Here is a 23702-nt window from a genome sequence, read left to right on the forward strand (position 1 = left end):
GCGTGAGCGCAGCCCGTCCCGCCCCCGAAGCCCCGCAGCCGTTGAGCCCCCTCGTCGACGCCCACACGCACCTCGACGCGTGCGGTGCCGAGGATGCCGCGACGACCTCCGCGATCGTCGATCGTGCCGCCGCGGTGGGGGTCGGACGCATCGTCACCGTCGCCGACGATCTCGAGGCGGCGCGTTTCGCCGTGCGGGCCGCGCACTGGGACGACCGCGTCCACGCGGCCGTCGCCATTCATCCCACCCGCGCGAACAGTCTCGACGACGCCACCCGCGCCGAGATCGAGAAGCTCGCCGCCGACCCGCGTTGCGTCGCGGTGGGGGAGACCGGCCTCGACCTCTACTGGCCCGGCAAGCTCGACGGGTGCGCCGAACCGGCCGAGCAGGAAGAGGGCTTCCGCTGGCACATCGACCTCGCGAAGCGACTCGGCAAGCCGCTGATGATCCACAACCGCGAGGCCGACGCCGACCTGCTGCGTGTCCTGCACGACGAGGGCGCACCCGAGAAGGTGATCTTCCACTGCTTCTCGTCGGATGCCGACATGGCCCGCCGCTGCGTCGACGCCGGATACCTGCTGAGCTTCTCGGGCACCGTGAGTTTCAAGAACGCGAAGGCCCTGCGCGAAGCGGCGCCGCTCGTGCCCCGTGAGCTGGTGCTGGTGGAGACCGACGCGCCGTTCCTGACCCCGCATCCCTTCCGGGGCGCGCCGAACGAGTCGTACTGCCTGCCGTACACCGTGCGCGCGCTCGCCGAGGTACGGGGCGAGGACGCCGACGAACTGGCCGCGGCCACCACCGCGAACGCCGAGCGGGTGTACGGACTTTCGTAAAGGGCACGCGCGTCCCCACTCCCGTCGTGAGAATACGGGCATGCGCTCCTTCGTCTACAACTCTCATCCGGTACGTGTGATCTTCGGCCCCGGTACCGCCTCGCGGGTCGCGGACGAAGTACGTCGACTCGGTCGTTCCCGCGTCCTGCTGCTCGCCGGCGAGCACGTGCGGCACCAGGCGGAGCTGGTCGAGAAGTATCTCGGTGATCTGCAGGTCGCGCGTTTCGACGGCGCGGTGATGCACACGCCGGTCGAGGTGACCGAACGGGTGCTCGGCCGGGTCACCGAGCACGACGTCGATGCGGTCGTCGCGGTCGGTGGCGGCTCGACCACCGGACTGGCCAAGGCACTGGCCCGCCGCACGGGGATCGATCAGGTGATCCTGCCGACGACCTACGCCGGGTCGGAGGTGACGCCCGTTCTCGGGGAGACCGCCGACGGGGTGAAGACCACACGTTCGTCGCCCGACATCCTTCCCGAGACCGTGATCTACGACGTCGAGTTCACCACCTCGATGCCCATTCCGTTGGCGGTGACCAGCGCGATCAACGCGATGGCCCACGCGGTCGAGGCCCTCTACTCCGAACAGGCCAATCCGATCGTCGACGCCCTCGCGCTCGAGGCCGTGGCCGCGATCGCCCGGGGTATCCCGGCGCTCGGTGCGGATTCGGCCGATCCCGAGGGGCGTTCGGATCTGTTGCTCGCGGCGTGGCTCTCCGGAACCTGTCTCGCCTCGGCGGGAATGGGGCTGCACCACAAGCTCTGTCACGTGCTGGGCGGCTCGTTCGACCTGCCGCACGCTGCCACGCACACCGTCGTGCTGCCCCACGCGCTCGCCTACAACGAACCGTCGGTACCGCACGTCATGGCGCGGGTCGCGCAGGCGCTCGGCACGGATTCGGCATCCGCGGGCGTCTACGACCTCGTGGCGGCGGCCGGTGGGCCGACGAGTCTCGAGGAACTGGGGTTGCGGCAATCCGACCTGGACGAGGCGGCACGACTGGTGACGGCGAAGCCGTATCCGAATCCCCGGGAGGTCACGGAGGTGGGCGTGCGGCGGTTGCTGGGGGAGGCATTCGCCGGTACCCGACCGGAACCGGCTCCGACGGCTGGTTGAAGCTACAACTACGGGTTGCTATCTTAGTTGTCGCTTCAACTAAGTGGGGCTCTCCGGCCTCCGACCCGAAAGGCTCGACATGAAGACCCCTCTCGTCCGCGACTTCGGCATCCTCGTCGCCCGACTCGTACTCGGCGTCATCTTCCTCGCGCACGGACTGCAGAAGTTCGACTCGTGGGGATACGAAGGCACCAAGGCCGGCTTCGAAGGAATGGGCGTGCCCGCCCCGGCCGTCTCGGCGTTCGTCGCCACCTGGATCGAGATCCTCGGCGGTCTCGCGCTCATCCTCGGTGTGCTCGTCCCCGTCTTCGGCGTCCTGCTGTTCCTGCTCATGCTCGGCGCGTTCTTCATCGTGCACGTGGAGAACGGAATCTACGTCGGCGACGGCGGTTTCGAGCTCGTCGCCGCACTCGGCGCAGGAGCTCTCCTGCTCGCGGCGGTCGGTGCGGGAGCGTTCGGCGTCGATCGATTCCTCGCGCGGAAGGTTCCGCTTCTGCGCACGGCCTGACCTGCGGGTCCGAGGCGCTGTGGACGATTTCTCCCGATCGTCCGCAGCGCCTTTTCCGTCCGATGACGCGCGCTTTTCGCATATGTCTTGTTATTCTCCTGCACGACATATGCGTTCACGGATCTCTCCGACAGGATCGATATGGCCGTGCAGCAAGCTGTTCCGCGTCGCGACACCACGTGGAATGTCAATCGACGGACCTTCCTCGTGGGCGCGGGCGCGCTCCTCGCTGCCGGCCTCGTGGGCGCCGGAACGTCTGCGGCACAGCCCCGGACGCCGCAGCGTCCCAACATCCTCATCATCATGACCGACCAGGAGCGTCAGCCGATGCACTGGCCGGCCGACTGGGCGCGCAACAATCTGCCCAACCGGCAGCGCCTGGCCGACACCGGGCTGACCTTCACACGGTCGTTCTGCAACGCCGCGATGTGCTCGCCCAGTCGCAGCACGTTCTTCACCGGGCTCTATCCCGCCCAGCACGGGGTGGTGAGCACCCTCACCGAGGGCGGCACGCTCTCGCCCACCGAACCTGTGCTGCCGGTGGACGGCCAGAACATGGCGAAGATGCTGCTCTCCGCCGGATACGACGTCCACTACCGCGGCAAATGGCACATGAGCAAGGGGGCCGACGGCGGTGACCCGTCGCCCGACGACATCGCGCGGTACGGCTTCGCAGGGTGGGAGCCACCGGAGGCCGGGCAGGACACCGCACCCGAGAACTTCGGCGGTGGCTGCGCCGACCGCGACGGCAAGATCGCCTCCGACGCCGCCGAGTTCCTGCGGTCGCGCAGCGCCACCGACGACAGGCCGTTCGCGCTCATCGTGTCGTTCGCCAACCCCCACGACATCCTCTCGTACCCGAAGACCTGGGATCAGGTCGACGGCGACTGCAACAACTACGGTGCCTTCGCGCCCGAGGCCTTCGAGCAGGGAATCGACCTGCCGCCCACCATCGACGAGGACCTGCTCCGCAACTTCAAGCCCACCGCCCAGGCCGAGCTGCTCCTGCTGCTCGCCGGGGCGCTCGGTCCGCTCGTCGGTCCCGAGGCGGCACGGCAGTACGTCAACCTGTACGCCTACATGCACAAGGTCGTCGACCAGCACATCGGAACCGTTCTCGATGCGCTGGAATCGGTTTCGGGCATGCGCGAACGCACCGTCGTCTTCCGGGTGGCCGACCACGGCGAGATGGGCCTGTCGCACGGCGGACTCCGCCAGAAGGCCTTCAACGCCTACGAAGAAACGCTCAATGTTCCTCTCGTGGTGAGTAATCCGGTGATGTTCCCGGGGCCGGTCTCCACCGACGCGCTCGCGTCGCTGATCGACGTCATGCCCACCCTCGCGACGATGGCCGCCGTGCCCGACCGTTCGGCGTGGACGTTCAAGGGCGTCGACCTCACGCCCGTCATCGAGGGTGCGTCGTCCGGTGGCACGCCACCACAGGTGCAGGACACCGTCCTGTTCACCTTCGACGACGAGAACGCCGCCGCGGCCAACGGGCAGACGACGGTGAAGCAGCCCAACCACATTCGCGCCGTCCGGCAGGACAGGTGGAAGTACGCGATGTACTTCGATCCCTCGGGTCGCGCGCTGCCGCAGTTCGAACTCTACGACCTGCACGACGATCCGCTCGAGACGCGCAACCGCGCGAACCCGCTCGACCTCGCGAACTTCGACCCGGTGCAGGTCGCGACCATGCACGCCGTCCTGATGGACGTGATGGCCCGCACGGGCACCACCCCGGCCGTGCCGATTCCTCGGTACCCCGTACCGAGCGGATCCGCCGATCTCCCGATCCCCAGCGGATCGGCCGGACGCTGACGAACCCGATCACCGGCAGCCGCGACCACCGGTAAGCGGCCCGGAAACCGCTGTGCCCGCGAAGCCGGCCGCTCCATCGGAGGCTGTGGGCATCGGCACCTCGAACGCCCCCGCATGGGGCAGAGCACAGATGCGCGGGATGTTCGGTCACCTCACCGAGCCCGTGTCCGCGGTGCCCGAATCGAGAGGAATTCCTTTTTCCGAGTATCGATCGAAAATGGCAATTTCGGACACTCGGAAATGATCGAGGTAATACCGATCCGATATCTGTGACGTGCGTCGTGATCTGACAGAAATCATCATCTGTGCAGCTAGAGGCGATGAAGTTGCGATAACAATTCCGTCTCGTTACCGTGCTGTGATCACAGTTGTCGTCCGTCTGGAAAGAATCGTGTCACCTTTCACCAAGATCAATCGCGTCAAGTCGCCGGTGTTCTACTCGGTGGTCGCCGCCGTCTTCGTCACCCTCGGTGCCGGTGGTGCCACTGCTGTGGTTCAGCACAAGGACGTCGTCCTCGACGTCGACGGTGAGCAGCGTGCCTTCGGCACGATGAACTCCAACGTCGGCGACATCCTGGCCGCCGCCGGCTACACCGTCGACGAGAACGACGTCGTGGCCCCGGCCGTGGACTCGTCCGTCTCCGACGGCGACACCATCGTCCTGCGACAGGCCCGCGAGCTGCGTCTGACCGTCGACGGTGAGGAGCGCTCGGTGTGGACCACCGCGCTGACCGTCGACGAGGCACTCGACCAGTTCCGCCTCTCCGACGACGCCTACGTCTCCGCTTCGCGTTCGCACCGTCTTCCGCTCGACGGCGCCGATCTCGAGGTCGTCAACCCCAAGACCGTGCGCTTCGCCGACAACGGCGCGCCCGCCGCCGAGGTACGCGTCGCAGCGCCGACGGTCGCCGAGTTCCTGGAGTCCCAGGGCGCCAGGCTCGAGCAGGCCGACAGCGTCACCCCTGCCCTCGGCGCGGAGCTCGAGGAGGGCATGGAGGTCGTGGTCACCCGCGACCGGACCGAGTCGCGGACCGAGAACCTGCCGATCGCCCCGCCGGAGAACCGCGTGGACGATCCGAACATGCTCGAGGGCGAGACCGCCGTGAACGACCCGGGTGCTCCGGGCGAGCGGTTGGTGACCTTCGACGTCCACACCGTCAACGGTGTCGAGGTCGGACGCACCGAGACCGCCTCGAAGGTCCTCGCCGAGCCGCGGCCCGTCGTGGTCCGCGTCGGCACCAAGCCGAAGCCCGCTGTGCCGGCCTCGGGCCGCGCATCGACCTGGGACTCCATCGCCCAGTGCGAGGCGACCGGCAACTGGGCCATCAACACCGGCAACGGTTTCTACGGCGGCCTGCAGTTCACGCAGCAGACGTGGGCCGGCTTCGGCGGCACCCAGTACGCGCCGCGCGCCGATCTCGCGACGCGCGAGCAGCAGATCGCCGTCGCGGAGAAGGTCCAGGCGGCCCAGGGCTGGGGCGCATGGCCGGCCTGCACCAGCAAGCTCGGTCTGCGCTGACCGGCACGGGTGTGCACGGTGTGACCTGCTTCCGAGTGCGCTAGGTTCACCACGTGTCAGCAGACGATCCCGAAACCACTCCGAGGGCCACCCCGGCTTCTCCGCGCGGCCTCGCCGCGCTGCTCGGACCCGCCGAGGTCCGCGCACTCGCGGAGGAGTTCGGGGTGCGCCCGACGAAGCAGCTCGGCCAGAACTTCGTGCACGACGCGAACACGGTGCGCCGCATCGTCAACGTCGCCGGGGTCGGCCCCGAGGATGTCGTGCTCGAGGTCGGGCCCGGCCTGGGCTCGCTCACCCTCGCTCTGCTCGACGTCGTCGACCGCGTGGTCGCGGTCGAGCTCGATCCCGTTCTCGCGCAGCGTATTCCCGCGACCGTGCAGGAGCGGGCCTCGCAGCTCGCCGACCGGTTCGACGTCGTGCACATGGACGCGATGAAGGTGCTGCCGAAGGACCTTCCCGTCACGCCCACCGCGCTCGTTGCGAACCTGCCCTACAACGTCGCGGTGCCGGTGCTGCTGCACCTGTTCTCCGAATTCCCTACTCTGCGAACTGCTCTCGTGATGGTGCAGGCCGAGGTCGCCGACCGGCTCGCAGCCGAACCGGGCGGAAAGATCTACGGCGTGCCCAGCGTGAAGGCGCGGTTCTTCGGCGACGTCCGCAGGGCCGGCGCCGTCGGGCGTGCGGTCTTCTGGCCCGTTCCCCAGGTGGAATCGGGCCTCGTGCGCATCGACCGTTACGCAGAGCCGCCGTGGCCCACCGACGCGCAGACGCGCGCCCGGGTCTTCGCCGTCGTCGACGCGGCCTTCGCCCAACGGCGAAAGACGTTGCGCGCAGCGCTGAGTGGATGGGCGGGCTCGCCCGCAGAGGCCGAGAGGCGCCTGCTCGCGGCCGGTATCGAGCCGTCGACCCGCGGGGAGAAGCTCGACGCCGCAGCCTTCGTGCGACTCGCAGGAGTGGAGTGATCCCGGTCACTCTTCCTGGTGGTCCGTTGCGATGTGTGGTTAAGTTGTCCTCGGTCGTTAGGTAGTGTGTTCGTGGTTTACCCCTCGCACATTTCTGGTTGCGAGCGGAGGCGATAGCCACGATGGAATCGTTTCAGCCGTGTAGTGACAGACCCGGGAGCCGAAACCGACTCCCGACGAGACAGAACGTCTATATCCGTTCTGCCTGCAAGTGAAGGACAGCAACATGGCTGAAGGTACTGTGAAGTGGTTCAACGGCGAAAAGGGCTTCGGCTTCATCGCTCCCTCGGACGGCTCCGCTGACGTCTTCGTGCACTTCTCCGAGATCCAGGGCCGCGGCTTCCGCACCCTCGAGGAGAACCAGCGCGTGAGCTTCGAGATCGGCCAGGGCCAGAAGGGCCCGCAGGCCACCGGCGTGAACGTCATCGGCTGATACCGATACTCTCCGAATCCGGGCCGGCACCTCAGGGTGCCGGCCCGGATTCGTTGTATCCGGTCAGCCGATCATCGCCCCGTAGCCAGTGATGCCGAGGCCGGACGAGCCGGTCGACGACCCCGCGGAGTCGGCCGAACCGGTGGCCACTCCGGCCGAGCCGGTAGGCGGATTGACGCAGTCCACGAGATTCAGCGAGCGCAGGACCAGGTCGCCGAGCGAGCAGACGCGCGGCGGGGCCGGTTCGGCCGAGGCGACGCCGGCGGTTCCCAGCGTGGCCGCCGCAGCGACGACGCAGACGGCGACCGCAGTGCGTACGGATCGAGTCACATTTCCTCCAGAGTGTTCACGAGTCGCCCGATCGTAGAGCGTGGCCGCGGCGGTCGGGAAGCATCCGTATCCCGAGTAAGCTCTGTACTCGTGCTTTCCGTCGTGCCGACCCCCGTGACAGTGCGGGTCCCGTCCAAGGTCAACCTGCATCTCGCGGTGGGCGACCTCCGTCCCGACGGCTACCACGACCTGCACACCGTCTTCCAGGCCCTGTCCCTGTACGACGAGGTGTCGGTGGTCCCCGCCGACACCCTGAGCGTGGCGGTGCGCGGCACGGGCGCCGAGGTGGTGCCCACCGATTCGACGAACCTGGCGTGGCGCGCCGCCGAGATGATGGCGGAGCGGGCCGCGCGCACCCCCGACGTGGCGATCACGATCGACAAGGGCATCCCCGTCGCCGGCGGAATGGCCGGTGGCAGTGCCGACGCGGCCGCGACGCTGGTCGCGCTCGACGCGCTGTGGGGGATCGGGGCACCCCGGGAGGACCTCGCGGATCTCGCCGCCCGCCTCGGCAGCGACGTGCCGTTCTGCCTCCACGGCGGAACGGCGATCGGAACCGGACGGGGCGAGCGCCTCGTCCCCGTCCTCACCCGCGGCACCTTCCACTGGGTGCTGGCCCTCGCGAAGGGCGGCCTGTCCACACCGGTCGTCTTCCGCGAACTCGACCGGTTGCGCGCCGAGGGGGAACCTCAGCGCGTCGGCAGCGCCGATGCCGTGCTCTCCGCGCTCGGCTCCGGCGACGCCCACCAGCTCGCGCCCCTGCTCGGCAACGACCTGCAGGCCGCGGCCCTGTCGCTCGACCCCATGCTGCGACGCACGCTCCGCGCGGGTGTCGAGGCCGGTGCTCTGGCGGGCATCGTCTCCGGTTCGGGCCCCACCTGCGCGTTCCTCGTCGAGGACCAGCACGCCGCGGTCACCGTGAGTGCCGAACTCGCCGGTGCCGGTGTGTGCCGTACGGTGCGGGTCGCCTCCGGTCCGGTGCCCGGCGCCCGTGTCGTCGGCGACGCCGATCCCGCACACCCCTGATCCTGTAGTACATCCCCGCAATCCTCGGAAGGCGTTGCTCCACGTGGCGAATCTGATCAACCTCGAACAGGTCTCGAAGTCGTTCGGCATCAAGCCGTTGCTCGACTCGGTGTCCCTCGGCGTGAACGAGGGGGAGCGGATCGGTGTCGTCGGCCTCAACGGCGGCGGCAAGACGACGATGCTCGAGGTGCTCGCCGGCATCGAGGAGCCCGATTCGGGCCGGGTGAGCCGCGTGAACGGTCTGCGCATGGCCGTCGTGACTCAGCGCGGCGGTCTGCAGGAGGGCTCGACCGTCGGCGAGGTCGTCCTCGGGCCGCTCGGCGTGGCCGAGCACGAGTGGGCGGGCGACGCACGCATCCGCTCGGTGCTCACCGGCATCGGCATCGACAATCTCGGCCTCGACGCGGTCGTCGACGGCCTGTCCGGCGGCGAGCGTCGCCGGGTCGCCCTCGCCGCAGCCCTCGTGCAGGATCTCGACCTGCTCGTCCTCGACGAGCCCACCAACCACCTCGACGTCGAAGGCGTGCAGTGGCTCGCCGAGCACCTGCTGTCGCGGCGCAGCGCGCTCGTCGTCGTCACCCACGACCGCTGGTTCCTCGACACCGTCGCGACCCGCACCTGGGAGGTCGTGAACGGGCAGGTCGAGAGCTACGAGGGCGGCTACAACGACTGGATCTTCGCGCGCGCCGAGCGTGCCCGCCAGGCCGACGCGATGGAGGAGCGCCGCCGTAATCTCGCGCGCAAGGAACTCGCGTGGCTGCGTCGCGGTGCCCCGGCCCGCACGTCCAAGCCGAAGTACCGCATCGAGGCCGCCGAAGCGCTGATCGCGAACGTGCCGCCGCCGCGCGACTCGGTGGCGCTGGCGTCGTTCGCCAAGCGTCGCCTGGGCCGCGTCGTCATCGAACTCGAGGACGCCACGCTCACCACTCCGGAGGGCCGCGAACTGGTCCGCGACCTCACCTGGCGTCTCGGCCCGGGTGAGCGGATCGGTCTCGTCGGCGTCAACGGCTCGGGCAAGACGACCCTGCTGCGCACGCTCGCGGGCGAACTCGAACCGGCGCAGGGACGTCGCATCCAGGGTCAGACCGTCGAGATCGGCTGGCTGCGTCAGGAACTCGACGATCTGCCCACCGACATGCGGGTGCTCGAGGCCGTCAAGGAGGTGGCCGAGCGGATCACGCTGGGCGACAAGGAGATCTCCGCCGGTCAGCTCGCCGAACGCCTGGGCTTCACCCCGGCCCGGCAGCGCACCCCGGTCGGCGACCTGTCCGGTGGTGAGCGTCGCCGCCTGCAGCTCACGCGCGTGCTCATGGCCGAACCGAACGTGCTGCTCCTCGACGAGCCCACCAACGACCTCGACATCGACACCCTCCAGCAGCTCGAGGACCTGCTCGACGGCTGGGCCGGAACCCTCGTGGTCATCAGCCACGACCGGTATCTCGTCGAACGCATCTGTGATTCGACATGGGCCCTGTTCGGTGACGGCCGGCTCACGAACCTTCCCGGTGGTATCGAGGAGTACCTGCGCCGGCGCGCGGCCATGGGCGACGGCGACGTGCCGTCGGTGGCGTCGACCGTCTCGAAGACCGGCGACGCCGCGGAGCAGCCGAAGAAGCGCGACGGTGCCGCCGAACGTGCCGCGCGCAAGGAACTGTCACGCCTCGAGCGTCTCGTCGCGAAGCTGACCGAGAAGGAGGAGAAGCTGCACCACGACCTCGCGGAGGCGGCGACCGATCCCGACCGGCTGCAGAAGCTCGACGCGCAGTTGCGCGAGGTGGTCGCGGAGAAGGAAGCGGCCGAGGAGCAGTGGATGGAGCTCGCCGAAGATCTCGACTGAATCCTCTTGACCTCGAGTCGGCTCGAGGTCGCAGGATGGGCGTCGTCAGAAGGAACGCCCATCAGGAGGATTCATGTCCGTCACCGAAACATCCGGTACCTCTACGCATCTCCCGCAGTCCCGGCTCGCGCGTTCCGCGGTGGTGATTGCCGCGTCCGTCGTGACCGCACTGGTGGTCAACCTCGTGCTGTGGGCCGCCGGGCTCGTCGCGGGAGGCTCGTTCGAACACACCGACGCCGGTGAGGTGGTGAGCGCGGCGCCCGGTGGCGTGGTGCTCATGTCCGTCGTCCCGCTCACCGTCGGTCTCGCCGTCGCCGCCCTGCTCACCCTGTGGTGGAACGGTTTCGCGCGGATCGCGCAGGTCGTCGGGGCGCTGCTGCCGCTGGCGACGATCCAGGGCACGATCTCCGCGGACTTCGACACGCCGAGCACCGTCGCGCTGACGCTGATGCACGTCGTGATCGCCGTGGTGGTCGTCGTCGCCCTGGAGATGCTCCGTGCGCGTGACTGAAACGAGTAGGGGGAGGAAATGTGCGCTTCCGCAAGGAAAGTCGCACATTTCCTCCCCCGAGTTCGGGCGGAGACCTACAGGCCGAGCAGCTTGCTGATGATCTCGTTCATGATCTCGTTGGTGCCGCCACCGATGCCGAGGACGCGGGCGTCGCGGAAGTGGCGCTCGACCTCGCTCTCACGCATCAGGCCGATACCACCGGCGAGCTGAACCGCCTCCATGACGGCGTGGTCGCACACCTTGACGGCGTTGTTCTTCGCCATCGAGGTCTCGAGCAGCATGCCCTCGCCGTTGACCCACCGCTCGGCGACCGAACGGCAGAACGTCCTCGCCGCGGTGATCTCGGTGGCGAGCTCGGCGAGGCGGTGCCGCACGACCTGACGCTTGGACAGCGGGCGGCCCATCGTCTCACGGGATTTCACCCACTCGACGGTCAGGTCGAAGCAGCGCTGCGCGGTGGCGACGGCCTGGAAGGCCAGCGACAGGCGCTCACCCTGGAACTGCTGCGCGATCTGACCGAACGCCGAGTTCTCGGCGCCGATGAGGTTCGAGACCGGCACGCGCACGTCGTCGTAGAACAGCTCGGCGGTGTCCGAGCACAGCCAGCCCATCTTGTCGAGCTTGCGGGAGACCGTGAAACCCGGTGTGTCCGTGGGGACGACGACGAGCGAGATGCCGCCGGCGCCGGCGTCGCCCGTGCGCACCGCGGTGGTCACGAAGTCGGCGCGCGTACCCGAGGTGATGTAGAGCTTCGCACCGTTGATGACGTACTCGTCGCCGTCACGACGCGCGGTCGTGCGGATGTTCGCGACGTCGGAGCCGCCGCTGGGCTCGGAGATCGCGAGCGAACCGATGGCGCGACCCTCGAGCGCGGGACGTGCGAACCGCTCGATCAGGTCGGTGTTGCCCGACGAGACGATGTGCGGGGTCGCGATGCCGTGGCTGAACAGCGCCGAGATCAGGCCCGACGAACCACCGGCGAGGATGATCTCCTCGAGGATCGCGAGCATGTCGAGGGCGGTGCCGCCCGAGCCGCCGTGCTCCTCGGCGACCGAGGCGCCGAGCAGGCCCGCGTCGGCGGCCTTGCGGTGCAGTTCGCGCGGGATCTCGCCGGCACGTTCCCACTCGTCGAGGTGGGGGACGATCTCCTTGCGGGTGAAGTCCGCGGCGAGCTGACGGAGTGCCTTCTGCTCGTCGGTGTCCCAGCGGATCACTTCGGTGGTGGTCATGCCTATTCGCCCTTCCAGACGGGTTCGCGCTTCTGCATGAAGGCCATGACGCCTTCGAGGGTGTCGGCGCTGGTGGTGAGACGTGCGAGGGCCTTGTCGGTCAGCTCCCAGGGCAGGTCCTCGGCGGGGACGTTGCCGTCGATGATGCCGCGGGCGACGGTCTTGCTGGCCTGCACGGCGAGCGGAGCGCCCTTCGCGACGTCGGCGGCGAGAGCGAGAGCGGTGTCGAGGACGTCGGCCTGCGGGACGACCCGGTTGACGAGGCCCCAGCGCAGGGCGTCGGCGGACGACATCGGCTTGCCCGCCAGGACGAGTTCCATCGCGACGGCGCGGGGGATGGCCTGGCCGATGCGGAAGACGCCGCCGGCACCGGCGATCAGGCCGCGGTGCACCTCGGGAAGGCCGAATTCGGCTGTCTCGGAGGCGACGACGAGATCGCTCGCGAGGGCGAGTTCGGTGCCACCTCCGAGCGCGGTGCCGTTGACCGCGGCGATGACGGGCTTGGAGATGTGGTGCTTGACGACACCGGCGAAGCCCCAGTGGGCGGTCTCGGGCGGGGTGACCCCGTCCGGTCCCTTGGTGCCGAGGGCCTTGAGGTCGGCGCCGCCGCAGAAGACGGCGTCGCCGGCACCGGTGAGCACCACGACGCGCACGTCGCGATCCTCTTCGGCGCGGTCCCAGGCCTCACCGAGTGCCTGGTGCACGTCGGCGTTGATGCTGTTGGCCGCCTTGGGACGGTTGATGGTGACGAGCAGGACGTGCTCGCGCTTCTCGACGAGAACGACGGGTTCGCTCACGACTGGGACTCCTCGGGGGACAGGTGCTCGATGCGGGTGACGGTGAGATTGCCACCGTTGTCGGTGACGTGGACGGTCTCGCCGACGATGTCGGCTCCGGCGGCGAGGACCGCGGCGCCGGCGGCGTCGGTCTGGCCGGAGACACGCCGGCCGTCGGGGGTGAGACCGATGAGGAAGCCGATCGACGGGTTGCCGTCGCGACCGAATTCGGCTGTGGCGGTGACGATCTGGACCTCACCGCTGTAGTCGGTGGCGGCCTCGGGTGCCGACGGCTCGAGCAGCACGTGGTCGGGGTCGCCGACGTAGCCGTCGGTGTGCGGGGCGCAGCCGAGGACCACGACGTGCTGGTAGGTCAGGTAGCCGCCGTTGCCGTGCACGAGGGCGAGCTCGCCGTCCTGACGCAACCGCTTTGCCACCGACACCACCGAGTGCAGCGTGTAGCTGTTGAGCGGGCCGCCGAAGAAGGAGTGCCCGCCGGTCACCGACGGGACGGTGTCGCGGGGGAGACCGAGCTGCTCGATGAGCAGCTTCGGGACCACGGGGAAGCAGCTGTAGGCGTCGATGATGTCGAAGTCGCCGGGACGCAGGTCGGTCGCCGAGAGCGTGCGGCGCAGCGCGTCGTCGAGTGCGGCCGAGCGTCCGAAGTCGCCGCGGGCGAGCACGTCCGAGGGCTCGGTCGCGCCGGCACCGCCCCACACGTAGAGCAGGTGGTCGTCGGGGACGCCGAGTTCGCGGGCCACGGCGAGCGAGGTGACGACCACGGCCGCGGCCTGGTCGACGAACGGCATCGCGTTGACCAGCAGCGGGTACGGGTCGGTGACGAGGCGGTTCTTCCCGGCGATGGTGCGGATGTCGTCGGCGGTGCGGCGCTCGGGGTTCCACGACGCCGGGTTCTCGGCGGCGAACTCGGAGAAGGCGGCGTACAGCGTCGCCGACCAGTCGAGCGACTTCTCGCGCGAGTGTCCGAGATCGTGGCTGAGCCGGTTCTCGAACAGCGGGTAGACGCGCGTGGGGACGATCATGCCGGCGCGCTGCATCGCGGGGCTGCCGAGGTCCTCGTTGCTGATCGGCGCGGGGCCGCCCGGGGCGGTGGTCCATCCGAGCGTGACCGGATCCGTCCCGGCCTTGTAGGAGTTGGTCGCCGAGGCCTGCGCCTCGCCGCCGACGAGCAGCGCGACGGTGCTGGTGCCCGCGGCGATGTCGTGGCCGATGCGGTCGAGCAGGGCCGCCGGCCAGTGGCCGCCGATCGGCGTGGTCGACGTGTGCTCGGGTGTCGCGCCGAGACGTTCGGCGAGCAGGCCCGGCAGGTCGTCGTAGTTCCAGCTCGCGGTCCTGATCGCGTGGATGGTGTCGATCCGCGTGGCGAGATCGGCGCCGGAGTCGGCGATCGCGGCGAGGGTGGCCTCGTGGATGAGGTCGAGCGGTTCACGCGGGTCGGCGGGCGCACCGGCACGGCCGGAGCGCAGGTCGCCGACGCCGATCACGACGGGAACCCGGGTGGGGTCGGTCATGGCGTTCCTTCGGTCTGCTCGGGGGGAGGAGGACGCGGCCAGCTTAATACGGACTATTTCAGTCTGTAAATCGAGGAGTGGTCTGGCACACTTGCCCGACGTGACCGAAGTACCCGCACCGCGCCGCCGCGGGCGCCCCCGCGACGCCGACCTCGAGGACCGCGTCTTCGACGCCGTGCTCGAGGTGTATTCCGAGACGAGCTGGCGTGGCTTCACGATCGACGCGGTCGGGCGACGCGCGCGGGTGGGCCGCGCCGCCCTCTACCGCCGGTGGTCGAGCAAGGACGACCTGCTGGTCCAGGCCCTCGAAGCACGCAGTCCGCTGCCCGTGCCGATCGACACCGGCGCGCTCCGGTCCGATCTCGTCGAACTCGCCCGGCAACTGTTGCGCGGTTACCGGACCACCCCGGGCCTGGTGAGCCTGCGCGTCGCGCTCGATGCCCGCGCCAATCCCGAACTGCTCGCCCGGCTGATCCACACCCTCAACCGCAGCCGCGTGCTCGCGGCACGCACGATCGTGCACCGCGCCGTCGAGCGCGGTGAACTCCCCGCCGACACCTCGGCGACGCTGCTGCTCGAGATGGTCACCGGCACCGTGCTCAGTCACGCGCTGTTCGCGTTGGCGACCCCCGACCAGAGCGTCGACGACGACTACGCCGAACTCGTCGTCGACGCGACCATCCGCGCGCTGCGCCGTCCCGAGTCGTGACCGACACGCACTCCCGTGATCGAATCGCGATCGAATGCCGCCTGGTAACAGTGTGATTCCGGCCGTCTGCGCCGGTCGTCCGGGCTAGCCTGGAATGCGAATACTCGCAGGGGGGCGCCAATGGGAGGCCGACGATGGATGTGCAGGCGGTAGCGGAGATCACGCGGCTCAAATACCGTTATGCGCGAGCGCTCGACACGAAGGACTGGGACGAACTGGCGAACACCCTCACCCCCGACGCACACGCCGTCTACGGGGAGTATCTCGTTTTCGACTCACGCGACGCCTTCATAGGTTTCCTCGAGAACACGCTGGGAACGCGCTTGATCACGGAGCACGCGTGTTCCCATCCCGAGATCGACATCGCCGACGACGGCCGCACCGCCACCGGGGTGTGGTTGCTGTCCGACACCGTGATCATCCCCGAGGACGGGATGATGTTGCGCGGATCGGCCTACTACCACGATCGATACAGCCTGGGTGACGACGGATGCTGGCGGATCGGCCGCACCGGATATCAACGCGACTGGGAGACGGTCACATGCATGGGCGACTCGCCTTCGGTCCGGTTGACGACCAATCGATGGGCGCTGCTGCAGCAACCGAAAGCGTCCTGAGCGGGAACGACGAGATGGTCTCGGAGAGCTCCGCCGATTTTCCCCCTCCGGGAGGCTCCGGCGATTTTCCCCGCCCGGGGGCGCTGCCCTATCTGACGGTGCCGCGGGCCCACGAGGCGATCGAGTGGTACACCCGGGTGTTCGGGGCCTCGCTGACCGCCGAACCGGTCGTGATGGACGACGGTCGTGTCGGGCACGCCGAACTGCGGTTCCCCAGTGGAATGATCTATCTCGCAGACGAATTCCCTGAACTCGGACTCACCGCGCCGCAGGAGGGAGCGGTCTCGGTGAGCCTGATGCTCGAGGTCGCCGATACCGACACGGTGCTCACCCGCGCCCGTCTGGCCGGCGGTTCGGTCGAGAGGTGGATCAACGAGGCCCACGGTCATCGCAACGCCACCCTGCTCGATCCCTTCGGGCATCGCTGGATGCTCGTCGGCCCGTTGACCGGCAAGCTGCCGCCCCCTCGGGAATGAGCTCCCCGCTCGGTACCATGCGGCGATGAGCGAGATCGCGCGTCGCAGTGAGTTTCCCGATGTCCGTGGCTGGATCCGGGCCCTGCCCACCCTCACGGCGTCCGCCCCGCGGTTCGAACCGGCCGCGACGCCGCAGGAGACCTTCCTCCGGTGGCTCGCCGAGGCGGCCGAGGCCGGCGTCGCCGAGCCGCACGCCGCGACCCTGTCGACCGTCGACCCGTCCGGGACGCCCGACGCACGCATGCTGCTCATCAAGGACGTCACCGACGACGGCTGGTGGTTCTCCGGCGACGACCGTTCCCCGAAGGGCCGCCAGCTCGACGCGACACCGGCCGCCGCGCTCACCGTGTACTGGCGCGAACTCGGCCGTCAGGTCCGCGTGCGCGGCCCCGTCCTGGCCGGCCCGCCCGAGGTGTGTGCCCGCGACTTCCGGGAACGGTCGGTCTTCGCCCGTGCCGTCGCCTCCACGGGACACCAGAGCGAGGTCCTCACCGATCCCGCCGAGTACGACGACCTCGTGCGGGAACGCCTGACCGCGCTCGAACACGACCCGGACCTCGTCTCGCCGCACTGGACGGCGTGGTGCGTCGCCGCCGAGGCCGTGGAGTTCTGGCAGGCGGATCCCGGCCGGCGGCACCTGCGGTATCGCTACCGGCGTGCGGGGGACCGGTGGGTCACCGAGGAACTTCATCCGTGACGTGTCGCGTGAGAGGGATCCGTCCCCTGCGCCCGGTAGGCTCCCGCCCGTGAACGAGTCCTTCATCCGCACACGCGTCGCCAACGGAGTCGGCGAAGTGCAACTCGACCGTCCCGGTGCGCTCAACGCGCTCGACCGGTCGATGATCCGCGACGTCCGTTCGTCGCTTCTCGCCTGGCGCGACGACCCGGCCGTCACGGCCGTGCTCGTCACCAGCACGTCCGACCGCGCGTTCTGCGCCGGTGGCGACGTCAAGCCGGTGCGCGAGGTGGCTCTCGAGGGACGCTTCGACACCGTCCGGGAGTACTTCGCCGACGAGTATCGCCTCGACTAACTGGTCGCCACCTACCCGAAGCCCTACCTTGCGGTCCTCGACGGCGTCACGATGGGCGGTGGCCTCGGTATCTCGGTGCACGGCGCGGTGCGTGTGACCACCGAGAAGACCACGATGGCCATGCCCGAGACGGCCATCGGGTTCGTTCCCGACATCGGGTCGAGCCACTTCCTCCCGCGCCTGCGCGGCACCACCGCGCGGTGCGACGCGGTGGGGATGTACCTCGCACTCACCGGTGCCCGCATCGACGCCGGCGACGCGCTCGCCGTCGGCCTGGCCACGCACCATGTGCCCAGCGCCCGCATCGACGAGTTCGCCGACCGCATCCGCGCCGGGCAGTGGCGCGACGCCCTCGACGAGTTCGTCGAACCGGCCCCCGAATCCTCCCTGGCGCAGCGTTTCCCCGATATCGAGACGGTGTTCGGCGACGGCACGGTGCTCGACATGGTGGCCCGCCTCGACAGCCTCACCGACATCGACGCCGAGTGGGCGGAGCAGACCCGCACGGCCCTGCGGTCGTTGTCGCCGACGAGCGTGTGGGCCACGGCCGAACTCATGCGGCGCGGCGCCGAGAGCACCCTCGAGGAATGCTTCGCCCGCGAACTCGACGTCGCCGTGCGCGTCGCCGCGACGCCGGACTTCATCGAAGGTGTGCGCGCCGTGCTCGTCGACAAGACCCGCGACCCGCAGTGGTCGCCCGCGACGCTCGAGGACGTCGATCCGGCGGCGATCGCCGCACTGTTCGGCGACGGATAACCCGGGACCTGCCCGCCGCTACCGGGCGTGACGCTGCGGTACCTGCAGGTCGACGACGATGGGCTGCCCACCGAGGGTCGCGTGGATCTCGGGCTTCTCGAGGCCACCGGCGAGCAGGTACTCGCCGAGCAGGGTGAGCAGTTCGTCGTCATCTGCCATCGGGTCGCCGTGCGAGCCGATTCCGCGCGAGTCGCGGGAGGTCAGTTCGTTCTGCGCGAGTCGCGCGGCGATGCGCACCGACGCCACGCCCATCGAATTGCGCCGCGACGGGACCGGGCCCGGTGCGGTGATCGTGCCGAGGCTCTCGGTGGCCGTCGTGGTCGTCGTGGTGGTGGCGGGCCCGCTCGCGGAGCCGTTCGTGCCGGTGCTGCTCACCAGGGTCGTTCCTTCCTCGGAATTGCCGGCGCCCACCCCGCCGGCCGGGTCACCTTCGAGCACTGCGTCCCCCACGCTCGTGCGGTGTGTTCCGGGATCCGGCGTACTCGTCAGCGGGGTACTGCTCGGAAGAGGAGTGCTCGGCAACGGGTAGACGAAGGTGCCCGAGCGCTTCGCGCGTCCGGATCGCCTGCCGGTCTCCGCCGTCCCACCGGACGACATGTCCTCACCGGCCGTGGCCGGTACGTCGTCGTTCATCGACACAACTCCTGATTCCACCCGAATACGTCGGATCGACGAAAGGGAAAGTATCAGTAAAATCCGCTGGACGCACTACCCGTCCGGCGTCGTCGGGACGGTCAGTCGGTGGCCGCGACCAACGGTTCGAGAGTCAGCTCCGGCAGCTCCTTGAGGATGTACTGCAGCCGCCACTTGTCGCTGACGAGAGCGAGGAGCGCGCCGTCCGATCGGGTGAACACCTCGACACCGCGCTGGCGGTTCAGCTCGTCGGCCGAGGCCGCGTCGGTGCGACGCGCGAGCGAGTAGCCGAGATGCTCGATCTTCGGGTCGACGTTGTACTCGGCCTTCATCCGCGCCGCGACCACCTCGAACTGCATCGGACCGACGGCCGCCATCACCGGCGACGCGTCGCCGCGGACGTCGTTGCGGAGGATCTGCACCACGCCCTCGGAGTCGAGCTGGTCCACGGCCTTGCGGAACTGCTTGTACTTCGAGGCGCTCTCGGCCCGCAGGATCGCGAAGTGCTCGGGCGCGAACGACGGGATCGGCGGGAACTCCACCTTCCTGTCGACGTAGAGGGTGTGGCCCGGCGCCAGCGCGGTCGCGTTGACCAGGCCGACGACGTCGCCCGGATAGGCGTTCTCCACCGTGGAGCGTTCGCGACCGAAGACCGTCAGCGCGTACTTGGTGGCGAAGGGCTTACCGGTCTGCGCGTGCGTGACGACCATGCCGCGCTCGAACACACCCGAGACCACACGCATGAACGCGAGCCGATCGCGGTGGGCGGTGTCCATGCCGGCCTGCACCTTGAACACGACGGCGCTGAACGGATCGTCGACCTCCCGAGCGGTCTCGTCGATCGCGAGACGGGCCCGCGGCGGCGGAGCGAGCGTGACCAGGGTGTCGAGGATCTGCCGCACACCGAAGTTGAGCATCGCCGACGCGAAGATCACCGGCGAGGTCTGCCCGGCGAGGAACAACTCCTGATCGTGGTCCTGGCCGTTGGCCGACAGCAGTTCGGACTCCTCGGCGGCCTCGACCCAGGTGTCGCCCTCGAGGGCGAGCGCCTCGTCGGGGGACAGATGCTCCTCGGGCGCGATCTTGGCGCCACCGGCCGTGCGGGTGAACTTGATGTACTCGGCCGCGTCTCCGTCCTCGCCGCGGCGCAGCAGACCGCGGAAGTCGCCGGCGATGCCCACGGGCCAGAACAGGGGAGTCGGCGTCAGGCCGATGCGCTCGTCGATCTCGTCGAGCAGTTCCAGCGGAGTGCGGCCGGGGCGGTCCCACTTGTTGATGACGGTGACCACGGGGATGCCCCGGTGGCGGCACACCTGGAACAGCTTCAGCGTCTGCGGCTCGAGGCCCTTCGCCGCGTCGATGAGCATGACGGCGGCGTCGACGGCGGTGAGGACGCGGTAGGTGTCCTCCGAGAAGTCGGAGTGGCCGGGGGTGTCGACGAGATTGACGACGTTGACGACCTCGTCGTCGGTGCCCGCGATGTCCGAGCGGGTGTAGTTGAACTGCAGGGCCGTGGAGCTGACGGAGATGCCGCGGGCCTTCTCCATCTCCATCCAGTCGGAGACCGTCGACTTGCGGCCGGCCTTGCCGTGGACCGCGCCGGCCTCGGAGATGACCTTCGCGTGCAGGGCGAGCGCCTCGGTGAGCGTCGACTTACCGGCGTCGGGATGGGAGATGACGGCGAAGGTGCGTCTGCGCTCGGCTTCGGCTCTGACCTCCTTCGCGGACCCGGACTTCGCTGTGCCGGAGGACTGCGCAGGCTCCGTCGTGCCGGTGGATTGACTGTCGGCCGAAGCGTGCGGGGTGCTCAACGGGAAAAACCTCTCGAAGGGGGCAGGGAGTAGGGGCGCTATCGCCGCCAACTCGTCCATGTTACTCGGCGATTCGGTGTCGATTTCCGCCAGATTCGATCACGTTTCCCCGGGGTCGCCCCATACCGACCGCTCGACGGCGCACGCTGATGTGCAACTACCGGATCTTGGTCGAGGTCGTGCACCACCGGACGAGGAGCGGGTCGTGAGCAGGTTCACCGAGGAGATGTACGCGACGGCGGAGGCGGACACCGGGGCTCTGATCACCGGCGAACCGGATACGCCGCTGCGGCAGAGCTGGGGAGGGATCCACCGGCAGGCGCGACGCATGGCCGGCGCGCTGGCCGCGGCGGGCATCGGACCCGGTGACGCGGTGGGCGTCCTCGCAGGACAGCCGGTGGACATCGCGCCGGTCTGCCAGGCTGTCTGGATGCGCGGCGGAAGCGTGACGATGCTGCACCAGCCCACCCCGCGCACCGACCTGCAGATGTGGTCGCGCGACACCGAGGTGGTGCTGCGGATGATCGACGCCCGCGCCGTCGTGCTCGGCGCACCCTTCGAGATCGCGGAGCCGCTGCTGCGCGAACGCGGCATCTCCGTCGTCACCGTGGAGCGGATGCGGGAGGGGAGGCCCGTCGATCCCGTCGACACGGCGGAGTCCGACATCGTGCTGCAACAGCTGACGTCCGGCTCCACGGGCTCGCCGAAGGCGGTGCGGATCACGCACGGCAACTTCTACGCCAACGCGACGGCGATGATGGACCGCGTCAAGTTCTCGCTCGACGACGACGTCATGATCAGCTGGCTGCCGCTGTTCCACGACATGGGCATGGTGGCCTTCCTCAGCGTCCCCATGCAGGTGGGCGCCGAGGTCGTGTCGGTCACGCCACTGGACTTCCTGCGTTCGCCGATCCTGTGGGCGGAGCTGATCAGCAAGTATCGCGGAACCCTCACCGCAGCACCGAATTTCGCGTACTCGTTGCTGGCCCGGAAGTTGTCGCAGGCGCCGGACGGCGCGCTGGACCTGTCGTCGATGCGCTGGATGTGGAACGGTGCCGAGCCGGTCGATCCCGACACGATGGAGGCGCTCGCGGAGGCCGGAGAGCGCTTCGGTCTCGACCCGTCCGCCCTCGCGCCCTCCTACGGGATGGCCGAGACCACCCTCGCGGTGTCGGTTCCCGATCCGGGACGCGGGATGGTGCTTGACGTGGTGGACCCCGACCTGCTCGAAGCCGGCGGGATGGCCGTGCCGACCAACCGCACCCACGCACGCCGCATGCCCACCCTCGGCCGTCTCGTGGCCGGTCTCGAGGGCCGGGTCGTCGACCGCGACGGGCAGGTGCTGCCGCCCCGCGGCGTGGGCATCATCCAGTTGCGCGGCGAGGCCGTCACGCACGGTTATCTCACCGTGGACGGACCCGTCCCCGCGCAGGATGCGGACGGCTGGCTCGACACCGGCGACGTGGGCTACTTCACCGAGGACGGACTCGTCGTGGTGTGCGGCCGGGTGAAGGACGTCATCATCATGGGCGGCCGCAACATCTATCCCACCGACATCGAACGGGCGGCGGGGACCGTCGACGGCGTGCGTCCCGGCAACGCCGTCGCCATCCGGCTCGACGCGGGGGACAAGCGCGAATCGTTCGCGGTGGCCGTGGAGACCAAACTCTTCGACCACCCGGACGAGGTGCGCCGCATCGAACACGACGTCGTGCACGCGGTGGTCGCCGAGGTGGGCGTGAGGCCCCGCACGGTCGCGGTGCTCGGTCCCGGCAGCATCCCGAAGACCTCCTCGGGCAAGCTGCGTCGCGGCACCTCGCTGGCGCTGCTGACGCGGGCCTGACCGTCCCGCGCCGATCGATGCGGGGTCAGTGGATGCGGTTCTGGGCGCCCTCGAGGCCGAGCTTCAACAGCAGTTCGACGGCGTCGGCGCCTTCCTCGCACCACACGTCGAGTTCTTTGCGTTCGATGGCCGAGAACGGCTTGAGCACGAAGTCGGCGGGATCCTGGCGACCGGGCGGGCGGCCGATGCCCATCCGGACCCGCAGGTAGTCCTTGGTGCCGAGCGCCGACGAGGTCGACCGCAGGCCGTTGTGGCCGTTCTCGCCACCTCCGAGCTTGAGCCGGATCGTCCCGAAGTCCAGGTCGAGCTCGTCGTGCACGACGATCACGTTCGCGGGATCGACCGAGAAGAACTTGGCGAGGGAGGCGACCGGACCACCGGACAGGTTCATGTAGGTGCGCGGCTTCGCGATGATCACCTGCCGCCCGTCGAGCCGGGCCTGCACGATGTCGGCGTTGCTGCGCTTGTGCGCGGAGAACTTGCCGCCCACACGTCCGGCCAGCACGTCGGCCACCATGAATCCGATGTTGTGCCGGGTGTTCTCGTACTTCGGGCCGGGGTTGCCGAGACCGACCACGAGCGCGGCGTCGTCGCCCACGAGCTGATCCTTCCGTGCATTCGAACGACATGCGGCGCGCCACCCCGAAGGGATGACGCGCCGCACGAGTGACTTCACAGGGAGCCGGGGAAGGCTCAGGCCTCCTCGGAGGCCTCTTCGGAGGTCTCTTCGGAGGTCTCTTCGCCCTCGGCGCCTTCCATGGCGTCGGCGGAGGGAGCCTCGACGATGTTCACGAGCAACAGCTCGGGATCGTCCTGCAGGGTCGCACCGGCGGGCAGCTCGACGCCACCGGCCAGGATCTGGGTGCCGGCCTCGGCGCCCTCGATCGAGACGGTGATCTCCTCGGGGATGTTGAGGGCGTCGGCCTCGAGCTTGATGGTGTTGACCTCGTTGACCACCAGCGTGCCGGAGCCGGCCTCACCGGAGAGGACGACGGGCACCTCGACGGTGACCTTCTCGCCCTTCTTCACGACGAGCAGGTCGGCGTGCTCGATGTAGCGGCGGATGGGGTGGACGACGACCGACTTGGTCAGCGCGAGCTGATCCTCGCCGTCGATGTCGAGGGTGAGGATGGCGTTGGTGCCGTGGTTACGCAGCACGGCTGCGAACTCGAGGTCGGGGAGGGCGAGGTGCCGGGGCTCGGTGCCGTGGCCGTAGAGGACGGCGGGGACCTGGCCGGCGCGACGGGCGCGGCGTGCGGCACCCTTGCCGAACTCGGTGCGGACGCTGGCTACGAGACGATTCTCGTCGGACATGATGTGACGGCTCCTACGCTGGTGGCACTTCGTGGTCGGGTGTTCTCGAACGAACGGATCCGACACGTGCGACCGGGG

At 69.2% G+C, this 23702-nt stretch carries 23 protein-coding genes and 1 pseudogene; 16 read left to right on the forward strand and 8 right to left on the reverse strand.

Annotation, left to right across the window (positions count from 1 at the left end; genetic code table 11):
* Window positions 1-2: 2 nt before the first annotated feature.
* From AC0LPE_RS05280 to AC0LPE_RS05310, 7 genes are all read left to right on the forward strand, one after another.
* Complete coding sequence (locus AC0LPE_RS05280; protein ID WP_160873879.1) at window positions 3-833, forward strand: TatD family hydrolase; 831 nt, start codon at window positions 3-5, stop codon at window positions 831-833.
* Between the two features lie 40 nt (window positions 834-873).
* Complete coding sequence (locus AC0LPE_RS05285; RefSeq protein WP_229567394.1) at window positions 874-1950, forward strand: maleylacetate reductase; 1077 nt, start codon at window positions 874-876, stop codon at window positions 1948-1950.
* A gap of 79 nt (window positions 1951-2029) precedes the next feature.
* Window positions 2030-2458, forward strand: coding sequence for a DoxX family protein (locus tag AC0LPE_RS05290; RefSeq protein WP_490605740.1), 429 nt, complete (start codon window positions 2030-2032; stop codon window positions 2456-2458).
* 141 nt (window positions 2459-2599) lie between these two features.
* A complete protein-coding gene (locus tag AC0LPE_RS05295) occupies window positions 2600-4279 on the forward strand; it encodes a sulfatase family protein (RefSeq protein ID WP_490605741.1) in 1680 nt (559 codons plus the stop codon).
* A gap of 391 nt (window positions 4280-4670) precedes the next feature.
* Window positions 4671-5798, forward strand: a complete 1128-nt coding sequence (locus AC0LPE_RS05300; protein WP_490605742.1) for a resuscitation-promoting factor — start codon at window positions 4671-4673, stop codon at window positions 5796-5798.
* Between the two features lie 53 nt (window positions 5799-5851).
* Window positions 5852-6760 (forward strand): 16S rRNA (adenine(1518)-N(6)/adenine(1519)-N(6))-dimethyltransferase RsmA, encoded by a 909-nt coding sequence (rsmA, locus tag AC0LPE_RS05305; protein ID WP_490605743.1) that lies wholly within the window; start codon window positions 5852-5854, stop codon window positions 6758-6760.
* Window positions 6761-6986: 226 nt separating this feature from the next.
* Entirely contained in the window at window positions 6987-7193 is a 207-nt protein-coding gene (locus tag AC0LPE_RS05310) for a cold-shock protein (RefSeq protein ID WP_006553820.1), read from the forward strand.
* A gap of 63 nt (window positions 7194-7256) precedes the next feature.
* On the opposite strand, the gene AC0LPE_RS05315 is transcribed toward AC0LPE_RS05310, so the two are convergent.
* Window positions 7257-7523, reverse strand: coding sequence for a hypothetical protein (locus AC0LPE_RS05315; protein WP_490605744.1), 267 nt, complete (start codon window positions 7521-7523; stop codon window positions 7257-7259).
* A gap of 90 nt (window positions 7524-7613) precedes the next feature.
* Here AC0LPE_RS05315 and AC0LPE_RS05320 point away from each other — a divergent pair, with 90 nt between their 5' ends.
* The 3 genes from AC0LPE_RS05320 (at window position 7614) to AC0LPE_RS05330 (ending at window position 10897) form a co-directional block, all read left to right on the forward strand.
* On the forward strand, window positions 7614-8549 hold the full coding sequence (locus tag AC0LPE_RS05320; RefSeq protein WP_490605745.1) for a 4-(cytidine 5'-diphospho)-2-C-methyl-D-erythritol kinase: 936 nt from the start codon (window positions 7614-7616) through the stop codon (window positions 8547-8549).
* Between the two features lie 43 nt (window positions 8550-8592).
* Window positions 8593-10386, forward strand: coding sequence for an ABC-F family ATP-binding cassette domain-containing protein (locus AC0LPE_RS05325; protein WP_160873883.1), 1794 nt, complete (start codon window positions 8593-8595; stop codon window positions 10384-10386).
* A 73-nt stretch (window positions 10387-10459) separates the two neighbouring features.
* Window positions 10460-10897, forward strand: coding sequence for a DUF6069 family protein (locus AC0LPE_RS05330; protein WP_088899081.1), 438 nt, complete (start codon window positions 10460-10462; stop codon window positions 10895-10897).
* Window positions 10898-10971: 74 nt separating this feature from the next.
* On the opposite strand, the gene AC0LPE_RS05335 is transcribed toward AC0LPE_RS05330, so the two are convergent.
* The 3 genes from AC0LPE_RS05335 to AC0LPE_RS05345 are packed head-to-tail and all read right to left on the reverse strand — an operon-like array spanning window position 10972 to window position 14434.
* The gene (locus AC0LPE_RS05335) at window positions 10972-12126 is read right to left on the reverse strand and encodes an acyl-CoA dehydrogenase family protein (RefSeq protein ID WP_088899082.1); all 1155 of its coding nucleotides are present in this window, start codon (window positions 12124-12126) and stop codon (window positions 10972-10974) included.
* 2 nt (window positions 12127-12128) lie between these two features.
* Window positions 12129-12923 (reverse strand): enoyl-CoA hydratase/isomerase family protein, encoded by a 795-nt coding sequence (locus AC0LPE_RS05340; protein WP_088899083.1) that lies wholly within the window; start codon window positions 12921-12923, stop codon window positions 12129-12131.
* Window positions 12920-14434, reverse strand: coding sequence for an acetyl-CoA acetyltransferase (locus AC0LPE_RS05345; RefSeq protein ID WP_145691648.1), 1515 nt, complete (start codon window positions 14432-14434; stop codon window positions 12920-12922). Before AC0LPE_RS05345 ends, AC0LPE_RS05340 begins: the two co-directional genes overlap by 4 nt.
* A 100-nt stretch (window positions 14435-14534) precedes the next feature.
* Between AC0LPE_RS05345 and AC0LPE_RS05350 the strand changes: the two genes are divergently transcribed.
* The 5 genes and pseudogenes from AC0LPE_RS05350 to AC0LPE_RS05370 all read left to right on the forward strand — a co-directional run bounded on the left by AC0LPE_RS05350 (window position 14535) and on the right by AC0LPE_RS05370 (window position 18023).
* Window positions 14535-15143, forward strand: a complete 609-nt coding sequence (locus tag AC0LPE_RS05350) for a TetR/AcrR family transcriptional regulator (RefSeq protein WP_016695774.1) — start codon at window positions 14535-14537, stop codon at window positions 15141-15143.
* A 134-nt stretch (window positions 15144-15277) separates the two neighbouring features.
* Window positions 15278-15760, forward strand: a complete 483-nt coding sequence (locus AC0LPE_RS05355) for a nuclear transport factor 2 family protein (RefSeq protein ID WP_490605746.1) — start codon at window positions 15278-15280, stop codon at window positions 15758-15760.
* 14 nt (window positions 15761-15774) lie between these two features.
* Window positions 15775-16236 carry a VOC family protein gene (locus AC0LPE_RS05360; protein WP_016695772.1) on the forward strand — a complete coding sequence of 154 codons (462 nt, stop codon included), beginning with the start codon at window positions 15775-15777 and terminating at the stop codon, window positions 16234-16236.
* A gap of 25 nt (window positions 16237-16261) precedes the next feature.
* Entirely contained in the window at window positions 16262-16933 is a 672-nt protein-coding gene (locus tag AC0LPE_RS05365; protein WP_088899086.1) for a pyridoxine/pyridoxamine 5'-phosphate oxidase, read from the forward strand.
* Between the two features lie 49 nt (window positions 16934-16982).
* Window positions 16983-18023: pseudogene (locus AC0LPE_RS05370) on the forward strand (enoyl-CoA hydratase/isomerase family protein).
* An 18-nt stretch (window positions 18024-18041) separates the two neighbouring features.
* Here AC0LPE_RS05370 and AC0LPE_RS05375 read toward each other — a convergent pair.
* Entirely contained in the window at window positions 18042-18656 is a 615-nt protein-coding gene (locus tag AC0LPE_RS05375; protein WP_490605747.1) for a hypothetical protein, read from the reverse strand.
* 101 nt (window positions 18657-18757) lie between these two features.
* Window positions 18758-20467, reverse strand: a complete 1710-nt coding sequence (locus tag AC0LPE_RS05380; RefSeq protein ID WP_490605748.1) for a peptide chain release factor 3 — start codon at window positions 20465-20467, stop codon at window positions 18758-18760.
* Between the two features lie 205 nt (window positions 20468-20672).
* Between AC0LPE_RS05380 and AC0LPE_RS05385 the strand changes: the two genes are divergently transcribed.
* Window positions 20673-22310, forward strand: a complete 1638-nt coding sequence (locus tag AC0LPE_RS05385) for a fatty acyl-AMP ligase (protein WP_088899090.1) — start codon at window positions 20673-20675, stop codon at window positions 22308-22310.
* A gap of 25 nt (window positions 22311-22335) precedes the next feature.
* Here the strand turns inward: AC0LPE_RS05385 and pth are convergent, their stop codons facing one another.
* Window positions 22336-22908: an aminoacyl-tRNA hydrolase gene (gene pth, locus AC0LPE_RS05390; RefSeq protein WP_088899121.1), complete on the reverse strand. Its 573-nt coding sequence runs from the start codon at window positions 22906-22908 to the stop codon at window positions 22336-22338.
* 95 nt (window positions 22909-23003) lie between these two features.
* Window positions 23004-23624, reverse strand: coding sequence for a 50S ribosomal protein L25/general stress protein Ctc (locus AC0LPE_RS05395; RefSeq protein ID WP_490605749.1), 621 nt, complete (start codon window positions 23622-23624; stop codon window positions 23004-23006).
* Between the last annotated feature and the right edge of the window lie 78 nt (window positions 23625-23702).

This window comes from Rhodococcus sp. S3 (assembly GCF_058211795.1).